Origin of the sequence: Planococcus liqunii (assembly GCF_030413595.1) — a bacterium.
GTDB lineage: Bacteria > Bacillota > Bacilli > Bacillales_A > Planococcaceae > Planococcus > Planococcus liqunii.
Genome location: NZ_CP129238.1, coordinates 3,425,530 through 3,440,954 on the forward strand (window position 1 = coordinate 3,425,530; position 15,425 = coordinate 3,440,954).

Here is a 15,425-nt window from a genome sequence, read left to right on the forward strand (position 1 = left end):
GTTCTATTCACTGTAGAACAGTTGTTATATACAAGGTATAACAGATCGATTTTTCTGTCAACTCCCTGCAATAAAAAAATCCAGGCAGCTGCATGCCTGGATTCTTCTTATGGGATTGGCTATATGGTTACTTTGTAGATGGACTCGTGCTGCTGAAGCTTTTTCACCAGCTCGATTTCATTTTTTATATTGCCTTCTTTTACCACAAAAATATAAGCCGAAACTCTTTTATCCGTATGGGATTCGAGATGTTCAATGTGAAAATCGAGAATCTCCACATCGCTTTCTTCAAAAAGCTGCTCGATGGATGCAAAGCTTTCTTTCCGGTCTTCTGCAACAAGTGAAATTTCTTTTTGGCTATGCGATGGAAGAAACTTCGCTTCCAATTTCCCTAGAATCGACAGGGCGATTAACACAATTACGGTCGTTAATATGGCGACAAAATACATGCCGATCCCGACGACAAGGCCCAAGCCTGATGCTACCCAGACAGAAGCTGCGGTCGTCAACCCTTTGACCGAACCGCGATGCACAATGATGGTGCCTGCCCCCAAAAAGCCAATGCCGCTTATGACATAGGATGGAATGCGGGCGGGATCAAACCGGATGGCATCGCTGTCCCGTTCTAAAAACGCATCAAAACCAGTGACCGACAGAATCATCATCAAACACGATCCAGTCCCAACGAGCAAGTGTGTCCGGAGCCCTGCCGGCTGCTGCTGAGCTTCCCGTTCAATTCCAATCAATCCGCTCAGGAAAGCCGCTGCCAGCAGCCGGATGATAATGCTTAAATAATCGCCCGGCAGAAAATCCATCACTTTTCCTCCTGACCTCTTCCCTCTCTTATACTAAAGTTTACCCAAATATATTTTTATCATTCTCAAAAATAGATGTTATAAAAAAAGAACCTCACGACATATGAGGTTCTACCATTTAAGCGCCATAAACGTTCCCGCCAGTATATTTCGGCTGGCATCTTCAATCGGCCAGCCGAGGATTTCCTGCCTCAGTCCTTCTCTTGTGCCAAAGCCTTTGACAAAACCGTTCAAGCGGGCGGCATATGTCGAATCGAGGAGCAGTTCCGGCTCTGGATAAACGGCTTCCAGCTGGGCCAATGCTTTCGGATAGCGCTTCAAGTAATATTTTTGATGGCGTTCTTCTGCAAGTGTAAATTCGGTATAAGCATCGATTTCTGTCTCAATTTCTTCTCCAAGTTCCGCTTCCATTTCTTTTTTCACCCGGTTGATCGTTTCCGCTTGCGCCTTATTGTGGTAGCGCAGCAAGGAAATATACTGCCTCCCTTTGTATTCATCCCGGTTCGGGTAATGGTTTTTCCAGAACTGTTTGAGCACTTCTTCGTAACTGATAAGGACGGGATTAAAATCAATCTGGACCGTCTCGGTATGGTCACCCATTTTGCGGTAAGTAGGATTGGGCGTGGTGCCTCCCGAAAAGCCGACCCTTGTCCGAAGAATACCCGGCAAGCTTCCAAAACGTGCTTCCGGACCCCAGAAACAGCCCATTCCAAAAGTCGCCGTTTCCATATTCTGCTGCCAATTCTTCATTCCTTTTTCCAACTCCACAATGGTACGTTGCTGCTCCATCTCAGTTCCCTCCAATTCACTATCAGTAAAACACACTAAAGAAAACATGAAAAGCTTGAACGCTTTGGCCGGTTGAAATAGTGGGCAAACCGCACAGCTTTTATTAAAATGGAGGCAAGAATACAGTCATGAGCGAAAGTGGGTGCTGGCTATGAAAAGCCGCAAAAGAGAAATCGTTGCTTACTTCCGGGAATTGGACCGACGCTTTTTCATGGATTCGCATAAAGAATTAGCGGGTCTGGATGAAGCCCTTCCCATCGGTTTTGACCAAACCATTTCCCAGCCTTCTCTTGTCCTCGAGATGACGCTTGCCCTGGATCTTCAGCCGGATTCAAAAGTACTGGAAATCGGCACAGGCTCCGGTTTTCAAACCGCGCTGCTGGCTGAGTTTTCGAAAGAAGTTTATACAGTTGAACGCATCAAGGAGCTTCACGACCGGGCCAAAGAACGCTTGGGAGAAGCCGGATTCCAGAATATCCGCTTCCAGCTCGATGACGGCAGTATGGGATGGCAGGAGTTTGCCCCGTATGACCGCATCATGGTGACTGCTGCGGCTTCAACGGTACCGGCTGAACTGCTGGATCAATTGGATGTAAACGGGAAATTGCTGATTCCTGTTGGAACGCCCGCCATGCAGGAGCTGACCTTGCTCGAAAAAGATGTAAATGGCAAGGTGACTTCCACTGTTTTAAATTACGTGAGGTTTGTTCCGCTGAAAGGAAAATACGAATAAAGAGCTGTGCGTCTCTGTGGGCAGAGATGCACAGCTTTTTTATCCGTTCTTCTGCACTGTTAAGCGCGGACGGGCAAAGACAAACCATTGATAGCAAAAGATGGTGATCAGCACAGCATCGATGGCATCCCCGCCGTAATACATCAGCATCCCGCCCGTTTCCGCCTCGCTTTTAGGCACTGTTTGCGGCGGACTCGCGTAAATCAATTTCGACAAAATCCCGTGTGCAGCAAGGGCCGCTACCAAGACGATCGCACGCAGCTGAAAACTGGCTTTATGTGCAACGGGATCGATATAAATAATGGAAGCGGTAAATAAATAGCCGGCTGCCAACAAATGAAAATGGACGAGGCCATACAACAGAATGTGTTCATGCATCAAAAAGAACAAGTCCGTCCTGTACAACAGGAATAAGCCGCCGATATTTAAGGTGGCAGCTGTAAAGGGATGGCTCAATAAATACACAGGTCTGCTTTTCAGGAATCGCGTCACTTTCCTTGCAGAAGCAACGGAAAGCGACCTAAACAGAAGCGTCATTGGCGACGCCAGCACTAAAAGCAGCGGCGACAGCATGCCAATCAGCAGATGGGTTGACATGTGCGCAATAAAGTTGTGGTGGGCCTGATTAGCCAATGGCCCTATCAAGCTTACAGCGATAAAGAAAACTCCCGAAATCCAAAAGACAGACCTGTACGCCGGCCATCTTTTAAACTTGTTCCGGGATTGGATGGCTGCATGAAGATAAACGACAATAACTGTCAACAATAGAAGAGCAACTCCGAAAGCTGCAGCAGATATTTCCGGTTGTATTCCCCTCTCCATTTAACTGCCCTTTTTTTCTGCCGGCTGCCGGGTTTTCCAAAGCAATACAGCGCCCACAAGCAGCAATAGGACCGCAATGGCATTCCATGCCAGGTCATACGGCAAAATGTCAACGTTATAGCGGATTTGATGCAGTTTCAGCAATTTGTGCTGGATCGTCCCATCGTAAAGCTGAAACGCTCCGGCGCCAATAAGCATGCCGCCGATCCATCGCTGTGGCCAGAAGGCGTTTCTTCTTCTCAAGTCAGCGAAAAGGAAAAGCGAGGCAATGGTGGCGAACCAGCTGAATGCATGAAACAAGCCGTCCGATACCAAACCGACATCACTTGTCGACAAATCGTAGAAATGGTGCCAGTGCAATAATTGATGAAACACCGCTTCATCCACAAAAGCCGCTGTCCCTACACCAAATAGCACGCCTGACCATAAATTACGTCCCGACAACACTCTCCGGTTCTTCCCATTGGCATAAGCTCTTGCATTTTCAGTATTCGTAAACATAGGCAGCGGCCTCCTTTATGCATCCGTAATTCCATGACAAAAAAATCCTCGTTAAGGCTTGTTGTGTTGACTCAAGATACCCCTATTCCCTAAAGTCAAAACCCTTTTGACTCCTTAACATTGAGCACTAATCCTTAAAACGTAAGGTAAGAGATAAGAGGTTCAAATAAAAGAGGCCGAAAACTCTTTGATGGTAAGCAAAGAATTTCCGGCCTAATTTTTCTATGACTTTTCCGGCTGCAGAATCAATATAATATACCCTTTGTCTTCATCAAAATTCCAATCGAGAAACACTTCACGAATGTTTTGCCCCAGCTCCAGCTGTTCCAGCATTTTCCGCTCCAGCGGCCGTTTAACCAGCTTCAATTCTTCAAAAAAACCGGCCCGGATCAGTTCTATTTCAATATGGATGAATATCCCTGACCTTTCAATAAGAACCGTCCGGTCGTTTAATGAATAGATTTCAAAGGAATCCGGGACTTTCTGTACTTTTTCAAACACTTCTTCCACTGCTTTTAAGAATTTTTGATTTTTGACTTCTTTCAGGCAGTCCTTCAGCGCAATTCCCGCTGGCCGTTCAAAAATCCCCATAATCAATCCAGTCTGCTCTTCAAGGTTCCAATCCGCATAGATTTCAGTCACCTGAAAATTTCCAATTTTAAATAGTTCCAAGGTGATTTCGGCTCGTAAATCGTTCATCAGTATGTCGCGGGTTTCCAGGATGCGCCTTGTTTCGTTTTGTTTTAAGAGGATTTTTTCCGTCGGCGCTAAAAATCCGCGAAGGTGAATCACTATGTAAGGGTCAGCGACGGTTACGTAAACCGACGAAGGCCCTTTTCCGAAGTACTCCCGCAGCAAAGTGGATATATAGCTGCCGACCTCTTTTTCTATCATTTTTTCTCTTGCCATGACTATCTGCTCCTTCGTTCCGGGAAGAAATACTCTTTTTTATTGGGGGATGGGAGTGGGGCGAATAGAATCCATTGCCAGCACAAAAAACCACCTGCTGCGCAGGTTTTCCTGTGCAAAGTCCTATTTTTTCAACTGTTCTTCTTCATTCACTTTAGCTTTCCTCTTCTTTGCATCCCTTGAGAAAAACTCCTCTTTCTCTTTTTGAACCATTCGTATTTGCTGCCTTGCACTCGTTAGTCAATCGCTATCTGTACGGTACGGCAATGCGGGCATTTCAAGTACTCACTTTCTTCTTCAAGACGTCCGATATAAGCAAGCGAATCGGTGAATTCTCTTTTTTCGACCGGCGTCTTCATAAAGCCGCATCGATCTCCTGCATATTGTCTCTGATGGATCCGTTTACGCTTATGATCGATGAAGTATTGCATGAAAACCAGCTCCTCTTCTAGCAAAAAAACGAAAAAAAGCCGAAAAGAATCGCGAGGATTCTTTTCGGCTTTGTTTGCAGCTCTATTGTCTGAAACATGACGCCAAAATATGAAAGTAGGCAATGATTTTTAAGTTGTTTTAACTGTTTGAAATGCCAAATATTCCACTATAAGCAAATTTACGTCACAAATCGGAAACGCTATTGTTTTCCAAGTATACTCATTTTACATTACTTCTTCAGCACCGTAAAGGAATTCCCTTCCTATTTGCTATTCGATATGAAAGCCTTGCAACTGGATTCTTTTAATAATTTGATCTTCGTCCACTTGGTTTTCATCATAGGTAATCTTGATGCCGCCTTCTTCCACATCAACAAGCGCCCGTTCAATTTCATCCATTTTTAACAACAGGCCTTCAATCTCCTGGATGGAAGTTGCTGAAGTGGCCTCTTTTACATGAATTGTCATAACTGCCATGCTTACTCATCCTTTCAAATTCGGTTTCTTTTGTCTATACCCGTTAACCGGGCAGATAAAAGAACTTTCTTTGCGGATGTTAAAATTCCATCTTCAGTTTTCCTTCTTCAAGAACCAGTTTGGCACTGAACTTCTTGCCATTTTTAGAAACAAACCCTTTAATAACCGGCGTTTTCCCTCTCGTGCACAAATACTCGATTTGTTTGGCAGTCAACCGTTTTTTTAGGAAAGTAGCCGGAAACGACTGTTTGCAGCCGTTGTCAAATTCGGTGCAGCTGTAGAATCCTTTGCGTGAAACGATTTTGCCTTTTTTGCATCTCGGACAAACAGCAATTTCATCTTTGGCATCAAGCGTCGGCATTTGGTCAGGCAAACCATTTTTTTGCATTTGCGCCGGCACTTCCTCCAATAGTTTATGGATGAATTTGCCGATGGTTGAAAGAAATACTTCCGGAGACCCTTCCCCTTTCCCTATTTTCTTCAAATAGGTTTCCCATTTCGCCGTCATCGAAGGGCTGGACAATAAATTCCCTTCAATGGACTGGCACAGAATCCGCCCTTTATCGGTGATCGAAACGATGTTTTTGTTTACCGTAATGTACTCATGCCGTTTAATGGTTTCGATAATGCCGCTTCGTGTCGCTTCCGTCCCCAGGCCTTCGATTTCCTTCAGGATTTCCGTGTCTTCCACATCTTCGACAAACTTTCCGCATGTTTTCATCATCGCAATCAGCTGGCCTTCCGTATAAGGCTTTGGAGGAGTCGTCATTCCTTCTTTAATGGCTACATCCGCTTTCACCGGCTCCTGTTCCCGCAATTCAGGAAGTGAAGGTTCCTGCTTCGTTTCTTTGGCAGTCGGAAACAATTCTTTCCAGCCCTGCTCCAGATCGGTCTTGCCCGTTGTAAAAAATGCCAGCCCCTTCACATCCGTCGTCACTTTGGTTTCAGCATAGCGGTAATCCCGGTGGAACATGGCAAGCGTCGTGCGCAGCACTTCTTCGTATAAATTGCGTTCATCCCGGGCGAGCCCTTCAAGTTTCCGGGCTGTCGGAATCGATTTTGTCGGGATGATGGCATAGTGTTCCTGGACTTTCGCGCTGTCGACAAAGCGTTTCTTCGGTGCTTTTGAAGCGATGGGAAATTCGGTGCCGATCAATTTCTGGTACTTCTCTACCTGGCCAGCCAAATAGCTGAATTCACCCGGTGTAATGTGCTGGGCATCCGTTCTCGGATAGCTGACCAGTTTTTTCTCATACAAGCCCTGCATGACGGACAGCACTTTTGCCGGACTGTATTTCCATTTCCGGTTGGCTGCTGCCTGCAATGTGGACAAGGAATGGAGCATGGGCGGCGGCACCCGCTTTTCAGTCGTTTTCAGCTGAGCTACGACGCCGTCTGCTTTTTTGGTGATGTCGTGTTTCGCCAGTAATTCTTCCGCTTCCTTGCGCTCTTTGGCCTTGATTTTCGCTTTTCCTTTATATTTGCCTTTTTCCGCCTGGAAAACGCCTTCGATTTCATAAAACGGCTCCGGCACAAAGGCTTCGATTTCTTTTTCCCGCTGATAAATCAGAAAAACCGTCGGCGTCTGTACCCGCCCGATGGCGAATACTTCCCGGATGCCTTTTTCCTGCAGCAGCAGAGAATACAGCCGGGAACCGTTCATGCCGACCAGCCAGTCGCTGATTTGGCGTGCTCGGGCTTCCTGATACAGCAGCAAATCCTGGCGGTTGTCGCGCAGCTCCTGAAAACCTTTGCGCACTTCATCCACTTCAAGCGAATTGATCCACAGGCGCTGAATCCGTTTCCCTTTGGCTCCGGTCTGATAATAGATGCTGTAAAATATATTCGAACCTTCCCGGTCCACGTCGCAGGCATTGATGACGGTATCGGTCCCTTGAATGAGCTTTTTGATAATGCCGAATTGCTGCGCTTTCCCGCGCGCCACTTGGAATTGGTACTGCTCCGGCAAAATCGGCAAAGCGTCCAGTTTCCATTTTCCCCATTTCGGGTCATAGGCTTTCGGCTCTTTTAATTCCACAAGATGGCCGATGCCCCAGGTAATATATGCACCTTCCGGAAAAATCGGATCCGGAGCCACTTCCATATAACCTTCACGCTTGGTCGTTTTGAACGCTTCAGCATAGGCTTTTGCCTGACTCGGCTTTTCAGCCACGATTACTGGTTTCATACGTTTCGTCCTTTCGTTCTTCCCTTTCTTCCATTGTACTCGTTCAAGGTGAAAAACATAATGATTTAATTGCGAACAAACGCTCGTTCTTTTACGCTCGTTCATCGACCAGCATTCCAGCAAACTTCTTTTTGATCGCTTCTTTGTCTCCAAAAATCAAAATCCGATCGCTAAGCTGCAGTTTTTCCTCGAGCAATGATTTTCGGAGGATGATGTTCCCTCTTTTAATGAACAGCAAATGAATATCATCACTTCTCAAAATCATTTTTTCACAAGCCTGGTTGGTATACTTGGAGTCTTCTCTGATTTCGACTTCCGCCACCATATCGTTTTCCTTTAACGATAAGGCTGTTTTAAGCGGCCAGTCTTCCAAATCATATTCTTCATCCATTTCATGTTCGAATTTATTGGTTAAATATACCGAAATGACTTTGTTTTTCAGAAACAGCCAAATTGCGAAAAACACAACAATTACAACGGCCAAAAGATTTGTCCGCAAATCGTTCGACAATACAGAGGCAATGGATGAAATCATGACAGCAAGTGAAAAATACCCAAACAAAATGACGGCTGCACTGATTCTTCTTCGAATCGGGTGGTCGATGATCAGCGAAGACTCATCTGTTGTGAATCCGGTAGCGGTCAGCATGGAAATCACCTGATACCGGGCGATCGGTTTCTGGAGGCCGGTTGCTGCAAAAAGGACCACGGCAATTTCAATAACGAGCCACATAATGACAGAATACAATAAGACAAACAGAATTTCCGTCATAGTTGTTCCCCCGTTCTCAGCGTTATAAGTAATATTCCCCTTTCCTCTAAATTTTAAAATCTTCAGCAGAAAGAGATTCTAAGTAGTATAATAAAAAAAAGTTTTTTCTTGCTTTGCCAATAAAGTCCTTACGTGAAAACATTGCCTGTGCGTCCAATGGGATGCCAGTGACAACTACACCGATTTTCTATAGAAAAGGATGAGGGCATACGATGACGATGAATAGCAAAACGGCTTTGCTTGCCGGAGCCAGCGGACTGGTCGGCAACGAATTATTGCATGTACTGCTTGAAAGCCCGAATTACGAAGAAGTAAAAGTCTTGGTCCGAAAACGTCTGGAAATCCAGCATCCGAAGCTTGAGCAGGTCTTGGTGGACTTTAACCGCCTTGAAAATTATGAAGAATACTTTCATGTGAACGACGTGTATTGCTGCCTGGGCACGACAATCAAAAAAGCAGGCTCGCAAGAAGCATTCCGGAAAGTGGATTATGAATACCCGGTGAAAATGGCGCAGCTGGCCAAGAAGCGAAACGCCGAAAATTTCCTGATCATTTCGGCGCTTGGGGCAGACCCGAAATCCAAAGTATTCTACAGCCGGACAAAAGGCGAAGTGGAAAGCGAGCTGAAGAATATGCACCTGCGGGCACTCCACATTTTCCAGCCTTCACTGCTTTTAGGTGACCGCCAAGAGTTCCGGTTTGGCGAAAAATTTGCCGCTATACTGTCTCCTTTGTTAAGGCCGCTGCTATTCGGCAAGCTGAAAAAATACAAACCCGTCAGTGCCAGGCGTGTTGCTGTTGCCATGTATCAAATGGGCCAGACAAATTATAGCGGCCATTTCACTTACCCTTCCAACCGGATTTTTGAATTGAGCCGCTCCAAAACTGCAGAACAAAAAAAATGACACCGGGGTCCGGTGTCATTTTTCGCTTTCAGTGGAACTTATTTTTTTCCCGATACGTCTTTCCGGATTACATCAAACAAACCGGCACCGATAATTTCAAGTGCAGACTGCATGCGTTCGCCGGAAATATTGTCTTCAATTGTATCTTCCGGTGTGTGGTAAACTTTCTCGATATGGTAAACGAGCGGATCCCAGCTGTCGATTCCCATCCAGATGAACAACGCTGCTGGAATGCCGGCATTATGGAATGGCACGTGGTCGCTTGAGCCGAACTGCCCTGGCAGGATATCCGAATTTCCAAGGCGTGCGCCCGCCGCTACTGTAGAATCTGTTACAATGTTTTTGCTGCCGTCAACCGTCATGGCATACAGGTTTTTTGCCGGCTCGTACTTCGTAGCCACCATATCCGGATTGAATACAGCTTCTATTTCATCTCTTTCCGGTTGCGATAATTGGTCCACATAATATCTGGCTCCAAGCAAGCCTCTTTCTTCCGAACCGAACGCGATGAATTTCAAATCTTTATCGGTATTGTAGCCTTTATAAACGCGTGCCAATTCCAGCATCAGCCCGACGCCTGACGCATTGTCATTCGCTCCGGGAGCGCCGACGACACTATCCATATGTGCAGTCAAAAGCACTTCTTTTGTATCCGCTGTCTTGGTTTTTGCTTTTTTCGTGCCGATGACATTGACCGACTGAAGATCGGTGTAGCGGACAGCTGTCAAATCAAGCGCAGCCGCACCTTTTTCAATCCGTTCTTTCAGCCATTCGCCCTGTACATACGCTGCTCCGTATACCGGTACATCGTAAGATTTGGTCAAGCTTGGGTTGAAGGTCGAACCGTAGTTGCCGCGGCTTCCCACTACACTTTGCAGGATAACGCCCGCAGCGCCTGCCTGAATAGCATTATCGACTTGTGTGCGGTAAGCGGCTGTCGTAGCTTCTCTCGTCAACAGCACGATTTTCCCTTTGGTGTCTGCAGGGAAATCCGCTGCCTTTAAGCCGCCTGCCACATAAATCGCTTCACTGGATACTGCTTCCTTACTTACTTTTCCGTTCGGCGCCGCCCCCATTTCCCAAGACGTCCCGTCTTCAAATGCCACATCCGCAATATACTGGTCCGCTACCGGGAAATATTGATACTCCACGTCATAGCCGTAGCTTTTCAAGTTTCTGGCCACATAATCCGCCGCTTCTTTTTCCCCTTCAAGCCCGCCTGGCCGTGAACCGATTTCTTCCGATAAGTAGCGCACATGCTCAATCGCCCGTTCCGCTTCTACGCGTTTTACGATTTTCTGGTCTTGCGCTGCGTTATTGGCAGCCGTGGCCGTTCCTGCTTCCGCCACAGGAAGCGCAAATGGCGAAGCGCTGAATACCAAAGCTCCGGCAAGCGCATAAGCAAGTATGGATTTTTTCATTTTAACGGGTGTGCTTTCATTGCGGTCCAATAATTTCTTCATCAGTTTCTGACACTCCTTTAGAAATTTTATTTGTCGGCTAATTTGATCTTGAACGCTTTAATCGTAAAATATCAGCCACCTTTTCCGATTCTTCTGCTCCTTCCTGCATTCTTTGCCATGGATTGTCCACTTCGATTCTTGCCAGCGACAAAGAACCTAGCAGCCTACACCTCCTATAACGTTTCGCGTCCCTAAGGGTTATTCATTTTCATCTTTGTAAAATCCTTCAAAAACTTCAAAAATAGTACTTAAGTTTCTAAATATTCAATCTATTAAACCTTTAGCACTATTTGTTAAAAAATAATGCCAGATAAAAAACATCCGTTTCTGCTTTCAGAAACGGATGTTGAACTTCTTTCTATTATTTCGCAGCAGAAATATCTGCCTGCAATTCAATTTCCACATTGCCTTTGATCGCCCGGCTGATCATGCAGGAGGATTCCGCTTTTTCAGCCAGCTTGCGGGCCAGGGAAAAATCTTTTTCCGTGGCTTCTTTGTGGAGCACCAGTTTTGGCCGATGGATGATTTTTTGATACGTGATGACACCGTTCGTTACATCGACAATGCCTTCAGATTCCATCGTCAGTGCTGCTTTTTCAATCTTGCTGCGTTCCAGCATAGCGGCAAGTGTAATGATGTAGCAGGTTGCGGCAGCCCCCAGCAGCATTTCGTCCGGATTTGTCCCGATGCCAGGCCCGTCCATTTCCGGGGGAATCGAAATTTTGGTTTTTAAGTTGCCGGCTTCTATTTCTCCCACGTCGTTGCGGAGCCCCGGCCAGTCTGCCGTTAAATGAAAACTGTGTTTAGCCATTCACTTTCTCTCCTTTGCTCTCTATACTCTTCAAGACAATCGTTCCAAATCTTCGAGCTTTGGCATCGCCGTAAGAGCGCCGTGCTTGGTAGTGCAGAGCGCCCCCAATTTATTGGCAAATAAAGCACAGTCCACTACTTCGGCCCGGGTTTTAGGCAAACCGTTCAGATGAATGTAGCGAAGCGTTCCGGCAACAAATGCATCTCCCGCACCGGTAGTATCCACCGGCTGGACCGGAACGACCGGCACATGAAAATTCTCTCCTTCAAACAAAGCATGTGTTCCGTTTTTTCCGTCCGTTAAAAATACGAGCGGGATATTGAACTCCGACAAACGGCCGATGCCTTTTTCAACCGAATCGGTTTCCATCAAAAAAGCCAGTTCGTCGGTGGTTAGTTTCAAGATATCGACATCTGCCAGAAACTGAAAAACAGTAGTCCGGCATTGCTCTTCGCTGTCCCATCGGAGCGGCCGGATATTGACGTCAAAAGAACAAAGAGCTCCTCCCCTTTTTGCCAGACGGACTGCTTCGAGCGTAGTCTTCAATGCTTCGGGATGGAACATCGTGCCTGTGCACATATGAAAAACACTGGCGTCATTGAACGCATCCTCCACCAAATCCTGCGTGGTCACTTGAAGGTCCGGCGTCTCATTTTCATATTTGGCAAAAATCCGGTCATAGTCCGGAGTAAAGTGGACATAAACGCCGCTCACCCGTTTTTTCGGGACAATAATGGAATAGCTTAAATCAACGCCTTCGTTTTCAAGTTCTTGCCGGACAAATGCCGAAGTGTCATCATCTCCTGTAATGGTGATGAACTTCGACGGCAGGCCCAGCCGGCTCGCGCCTGCTGCCACATTGACGGTCGCGCCTCCCAAATGCCTGTTGAACTGATTATTCTCTGTGTTTACTGCAATATAATCGACAAAAGCATCTCCGTAAGTCAGGATGTGCTTCGCGTTACCCATAGAAATTGCCTCCTGGTTTTAACGCTCGCCAGCGTAAGGTTTTTAGCAGCGGATGATGAATTTTTAACTTTGGTAAAATCGTGCTGCTATTTGCTTTCTCTATTATTTCAGGCATTGTTATAATTAAGCAAGTAAAAGGAGTGGAAACGATGGACTTCACGATACGGCAAGCTACACCAAATGATGCAGAAGCGGTAGCGCCGCTGATCATTAATGCAATCGGCGACATTGCAGCCCATATGACGGCCGAGACGGAACCAGACGCTATCAAACAAAAAATCGAAGCGATGATCCGCGGCAAAAACACCCGGCACAGCCATCGGTTTACTTGGGTGGCTGAACTGGGCGGAACCGTTGCAGGCGCTCTCGTGCTTTACCACGGAAGTGCGGCCCGCGAATTGGACCAACATCTGATTGACCTGTTGAAAGCTGAAGGCCACGAACGCACCATTGAGCCGGAAGCTCATCTTGACGAATGGTATATTGATACGGTTTCGGTAAATCCTGCTTGCCAGGGACAAAAAATCGGCACCAAGCTCTTGTCTTACGCCGACCAATTGGTCCATCAAGCAGGAGGAGGCAAACTCTCCCTTAACGTCGATGTTGGCAAAACAAATGCTATTCGTCTGTACGAACGGCTTGGCTTCAAGATTGCCGAACCTTGGAACATTATTGGCGAACCGTTCCATCATATGGTTAAAAAAGTAGACTGACGGTTTTTCAGTAAAAAAATGCCGCTCCTGATTTGACCCAGGGGCGGCACTTTTTATTGTTCTGCGGGTTTTTGAAAACTGCTGTATAACGCTTCGCGGCGGTCCGTGAACACAGGGATGCGCTTGCGCACTTCTTCCACTTCGCTCAAATCTATGTCCGCGTAGCCGATGCCTTCTTGCATGGCCATATCCAACCGGACCTCTCCCCAAGGAGCGATGACCATCGAACTGCCGCCGAATGCATTTTTCGGATCACTGCCTACCCGATTAACGGCTACAATAAAGCACTGGTTTTCAATCGCCCGGGCCTGGAGCAGGACTTTCCAATGGTCGATGCGGGCTGCCGGCCATTCCGCTGGAACAAAAATGACCTTTGCACCGTTTAATGCCTGAGCCCGGATCCATTCAGGAAAACGGATATCGTAGCAAATTACTCCGCCGCAAACCACGCCTTCCAATTTGAACGTACCAAGCCCGGATCCTTCCTCGAGATGGATATGTTCATCCATCAAGCCGAAGCGGTGGGCTTTGTCATACTCGGAGACAAGTTCTCCGTCTTTGTTCACCACATACATCGTATTGTAAAAACCATCTTCTTTTATGATGGATACAGAACCACCGACAATGTTCACCTGATGGGTTTTTGCGAAATCCTGCAAAAATCCAATTGTGCGGCGGGAACTATCCGCCAAAGTCTTCAGTTCGGTCAATGCATAGCCGGTGTTCCACATTTCCGGCAAAACAATGGTCTCGGCGCCGTTCCGTACAGCTTCTTCCATATACGCTGCAACCTCGCGGAAATTCGTTTCCGGCTCCCCGAATGCAATATCCATTTGAACACAAGCAATCTTCATATCTTTCCCCTCCTGTAGACAAGTTTACCTAAACTCTATAAGATTTGGAGTAGATGTGCAATTATTTAGAAAATGAGGGACTCACTAATGGAATTTTCAAATCGACTGCAACAGCTGCCGACGCAGTTTTTTTCAAAACTGGCTGCAAAAACGAGCCAGGCATTGGCAGAAGGCCGGGACATTATCAACTTAGGCCAAGGCAATCCTGATCAGCCGACGCCGGAACATATCATTCAAGTGATGCAAGAAGCAGTGGCCGATCCCAAAAACCACAAATACTCGCCTTTCCGCGGGATCCCGGAAATGCGCCAAGCCGCTGCAGATTTCTATAAACGCGAATATGATGTAAACATCGACCCCGACACAGAAGTGGCCGTTCTTGCCGGCACCAAAATCGGCCTGGTTGAACTGCCGCTTGTTTTTCTGAACTCAGGCGAGTTAATGCTGCTGCCTGATCCCGGCTATCCGGATTACTTGTCGGGCACCCCTTTAGCGGAAGCCCGATTTGAAACTTTTCCGTTGAAAGCAGAAAACGGCTTTTTGCCGGACTATGCAGAAATTCCCTATGCGGTAAAAGAGCAAGCCAAACTGATGTACTTGAACTATCCGAACAATCCAACAGGGGCCGTCGCTACTGCCCGCTTTTTCGAGGATACGGTGGCATTCGCCAAAGAAAATGAGTTGGCGATTGTCCATGACTTTGCCTATGGGGCTGTCGGTTTTGACGGCCTCAAACCGCCAAGCTTCCTGCAAGCCGACGGAGCGAAAGATGTAGGGGTTGAAATGTATACCTTGTCGAAAACCTACAATATGGCGGGATGGCGCATCGGTTTTGCGGTAGGCAATCCAAAAATGATAGAAGGGTTGAATCTTATCCAGGACCATTTGTTTGCCGGCCTTTCCCCTGCCCTTCAGCTGGCCGCGGCGGAAGCACTGACCGGCGATCAGCGATGCGTTACTGAACTAGTCGCCATGTACGAAAAACGCCGCGCCGTTCTAAAAGAAGAATGTTCGCGCATCGGCTGGCAGATTGAAGCCCCGAAAGGTTCTTTCTTCGCCTGGCTGCCGGTTCCAAAAGGCTTTACCAGTGTCGGATTCGCGGATTACCTGCTCGAGCACGCCAATATTTCAACAGCTGCCGGAAGCGGCTTTGGCGAAAGCGGTGAAGGTTATATCCGAGTTGGCTTGCTTGTGGACGAAGCACGGATTGCAGAAGCGATTTCACGGATTGAAAAACTGAATTTATTCTAAACCATGCTCTATTCAGCAACGT

17 protein-coding genes are annotated in these 15,425 nt (G+C 46.9%); 4 read left to right on the forward strand and 13 right to left on the reverse strand.

Features of this window, described 5'->3' with window-relative positions; genetic code table 11:
* Positions 1–119: 119 nt before the first annotated feature.
* Together QWY22_RS16940 and msrA are read right to left on the reverse strand one after the other, a co-directional pair.
* Positions 120–815: an MgtC/SapB family protein gene (locus QWY22_RS16940; RefSeq protein ID WP_300981992.1), complete on the reverse strand. Its 696-nt coding sequence runs from the start codon at positions 813–815 to the stop codon at positions 120–122.
* 111 nt (positions 816–926) lie between these two features.
* A complete protein-coding gene (gene msrA / locus QWY22_RS16945; protein ID WP_300981993.1) occupies positions 927–1,604 on the reverse strand; it encodes a peptide-methionine (S)-S-oxide reductase MsrA in 678 nt (225 codons plus the stop codon).
* Positions 1,605–1,755: 151 nt separating this feature from the next.
* On the opposite strand from msrA, the gene QWY22_RS16950 reads away from it, so the two are divergent.
* Positions 1,756–2,337: a protein-L-isoaspartate(D-aspartate) O-methyltransferase gene (locus tag QWY22_RS16950; protein ID WP_300981994.1), complete on the forward strand. Its 582-nt coding sequence runs from the start codon at positions 1,756–1,758 to the stop codon at positions 2,335–2,337.
* A 39-nt stretch (positions 2,338–2,376) separates the two neighbouring features.
* Here the strand turns inward: QWY22_RS16950 and QWY22_RS16955 are convergent, their stop codons facing one another.
* The 7 genes from QWY22_RS16955 to QWY22_RS16985 form a co-directional block, all read right to left on the reverse strand.
* A complete protein-coding gene (locus QWY22_RS16955; RefSeq protein WP_300981995.1) occupies positions 2,377–3,159 on the reverse strand; it encodes a cytochrome c oxidase assembly protein in 783 nt (260 codons plus the stop codon).
* Complete coding sequence (locus QWY22_RS16960; protein WP_300981996.1) at positions 3,160–3,660, reverse strand: DUF2243 domain-containing protein; 501 nt, start codon at positions 3,658–3,660, stop codon at positions 3,160–3,162.
* 222 nt (positions 3,661–3,882) lie between these two features.
* On the reverse strand, positions 3,883–4,569 hold the full coding sequence (locus QWY22_RS16965) for a Na-translocating system protein MpsC family protein (RefSeq protein ID WP_300981997.1): 687 nt from the start codon (positions 4,567–4,569) through the stop codon (positions 3,883–3,885).
* A 236-nt stretch (positions 4,570–4,805) separates the two neighbouring features.
* Positions 4,806–5,000: a hypothetical protein gene (locus tag QWY22_RS16970; RefSeq protein WP_300981998.1), complete on the reverse strand. Its 195-nt coding sequence runs from the start codon at positions 4,998–5,000 to the stop codon at positions 4,806–4,808.
* 270 nt (positions 5,001–5,270) lie between these two features.
* Entirely contained in the window at positions 5,271–5,477 is a 207-nt protein-coding gene (locus QWY22_RS16975) for a heavy-metal-associated domain-containing protein (protein ID WP_300981999.1), read from the reverse strand.
* Positions 5,478–5,556: 79 nt separating this feature from the next.
* A complete protein-coding gene (locus QWY22_RS16980) occupies positions 5,557–7,665 on the reverse strand; it encodes a type IA DNA topoisomerase (protein WP_300982000.1) in 2,109 nt (702 codons plus the stop codon).
* Between the two features lie 91 nt (positions 7,666–7,756).
* Entirely contained in the window at positions 7,757–8,437 is a 681-nt protein-coding gene (locus tag QWY22_RS16985; RefSeq protein ID WP_300982001.1) for a hypothetical protein, read from the reverse strand.
* 218 nt (positions 8,438–8,655) lie between these two features.
* On the opposite strand from QWY22_RS16985, the gene QWY22_RS16990 reads away from it, so the two are divergent.
* Entirely contained in the window at positions 8,656–9,342 is a 687-nt protein-coding gene (locus tag QWY22_RS16990) for an oxidoreductase (protein ID WP_407072334.1), read from the forward strand.
* A 38-nt stretch (positions 9,343–9,380) separates the two neighbouring features.
* Here QWY22_RS16990 and QWY22_RS16995 read toward each other — a convergent pair whose 3' ends face one another.
* The 3 genes from QWY22_RS16995 to QWY22_RS17005 form a co-directional block, all read right to left on the reverse strand.
* Positions 9,381–10,763 carry a M20/M25/M40 family metallo-hydrolase gene (locus QWY22_RS16995; RefSeq protein ID WP_407072335.1) on the reverse strand — a complete coding sequence of 461 codons (1,383 nt, stop codon included), beginning with the start codon at positions 10,761–10,763 and terminating at the stop codon, positions 9,381–9,383.
* Between the two features lie 403 nt (positions 10,764–11,166).
* Positions 11,167–11,616 (reverse strand): OsmC family protein, encoded by a 450-nt coding sequence (locus tag QWY22_RS17000; protein ID WP_300982004.1) that lies wholly within the window; start codon positions 11,614–11,616, stop codon positions 11,167–11,169.
* Between the two features lie 30 nt (positions 11,617–11,646).
* Positions 11,647–12,585, reverse strand: a complete 939-nt coding sequence (locus QWY22_RS17005) for a carbohydrate kinase family protein (RefSeq protein ID WP_300982005.1) — start codon at positions 12,583–12,585, stop codon at positions 11,647–11,649.
* A gap of 149 nt (positions 12,586–12,734) precedes the next feature.
* Here QWY22_RS17005 and QWY22_RS17010 point away from each other — a divergent pair, with 149 nt between their 5' ends.
* Positions 12,735–13,298, forward strand: a complete 564-nt coding sequence (locus QWY22_RS17010) for a GNAT family N-acetyltransferase (protein WP_300982006.1) — start codon at positions 12,735–12,737, stop codon at positions 13,296–13,298.
* A 53-nt stretch (positions 13,299–13,351) separates the two neighbouring features.
* On the opposite strand, the gene QWY22_RS17015 is transcribed toward QWY22_RS17010, so the two are convergent.
* A complete protein-coding gene (locus QWY22_RS17015; RefSeq protein WP_300982007.1) occupies positions 13,352–14,152 on the reverse strand; it encodes a carbon-nitrogen family hydrolase in 801 nt (266 codons plus the stop codon).
* An 87-nt stretch (positions 14,153–14,239) separates the two neighbouring features.
* Here QWY22_RS17015 and QWY22_RS17020 point away from each other — a divergent pair, with 87 nt between their 5' ends.
* Positions 14,240–15,403, forward strand: coding sequence for a pyridoxal phosphate-dependent aminotransferase (locus tag QWY22_RS17020; protein WP_300982008.1), 1,164 nt, complete (start codon positions 14,240–14,242; stop codon positions 15,401–15,403).
* The last annotated feature ends 22 nt before the right edge of the window (positions 15,404–15,425 follow it).

Coding starts and splice junctions, on each gene's coding strand:
- QWY22_RS17005 (WP_300982005.1), bottom strand. CDS start 12,585: ATGGGTAACGCGAAGCACATCCTGACTTACGGAGATGCTTTTGTCGAT.
- QWY22_RS16965 (WP_300981997.1), bottom strand. CDS start 4,569: ATGGCAAGAGAAAAAATGATAGAAAAAGAGGTCGGCAGCTATATATCC.
- QWY22_RS16940 (WP_300981992.1), bottom strand. CDS start 815: ATGGATTTTCTGCCGGGCGATTATTTAAGCATTATCATCCGGCTGCTG.
- QWY22_RS16995 (WP_407072335.1), bottom strand. CDS start 10,763: ATGAAAAAATCCATACTTGCTTATGCGCTTGCCGGAGCTTTGGTATTC.
- QWY22_RS16950 (WP_300981994.1), top strand. CDS start 1,756: ATGAAAAGCCGCAAAAGAGAAATCGTTGCTTACTTCCGGGAATTGGAC.
- QWY22_RS16980 (WP_300982000.1), bottom strand. CDS start 7,665: ATGAAACCAGTAATCGTGGCTGAAAAGCCGAGTCAGGCAAAAGCCTAT.
- QWY22_RS16975 (WP_300981999.1), bottom strand. CDS start 5,477: ATGGCAGTTATGACAATTCATGTAAAAGAGGCCACTTCAGCAACTTCC.
- QWY22_RS16970 (WP_300981998.1), bottom strand. CDS start 5,000: ATGCAATACTTCATCGATCATAAGCGTAAACGGATCCATCAGAGACAA.
- QWY22_RS16985 (WP_300982001.1), bottom strand. CDS start 8,437: ATGACGGAAATTCTGTTTGTCTTATTGTATTCTGTCATTATGTGGCTC.
- QWY22_RS17000 (WP_300982004.1), bottom strand. CDS start 11,616: ATGGCTAAACACAGTTTTCATTTAACGGCAGACTGGCCGGGGCTCCGC.
- QWY22_RS17020 (WP_300982008.1), top strand. CDS start 14,240: ATGGAATTTTCAAATCGACTGCAACAGCTGCCGACGCAGTTTTTTTCA.
- QWY22_RS16955 (WP_300981995.1), bottom strand. CDS start 3,159: ATGGAGAGGGGAATACAACCGGAAATATCTGCTGCAGCTTTCGGAGTT.
- QWY22_RS16960 (WP_300981996.1), bottom strand. CDS start 3,660: ATGTTTACGAATACTGAAAATGCAAGAGCTTATGCCAATGGGAAGAAC.
- QWY22_RS17010 (WP_300982006.1), top strand. CDS start 12,735: ATGGACTTCACGATACGGCAAGCTACACCAAATGATGCAGAAGCGGTA.
- QWY22_RS16990 (WP_407072334.1), top strand. CDS start 8,656: ATGAATAGCAAAACGGCTTTGCTTGCCGGAGCCAGCGGACTGGTCGGC.
- QWY22_RS17015 (WP_300982007.1), bottom strand. CDS start 14,152: ATGAAGATTGCTTGTGTTCAAATGGATATTGCATTCGGGGAGCCGGAA.
- msrA (WP_300981993.1), bottom strand. CDS start 1,604: ATGGAGCAGCAACGTACCATTGTGGAGTTGGAAAAAGGAATGAAGAAT.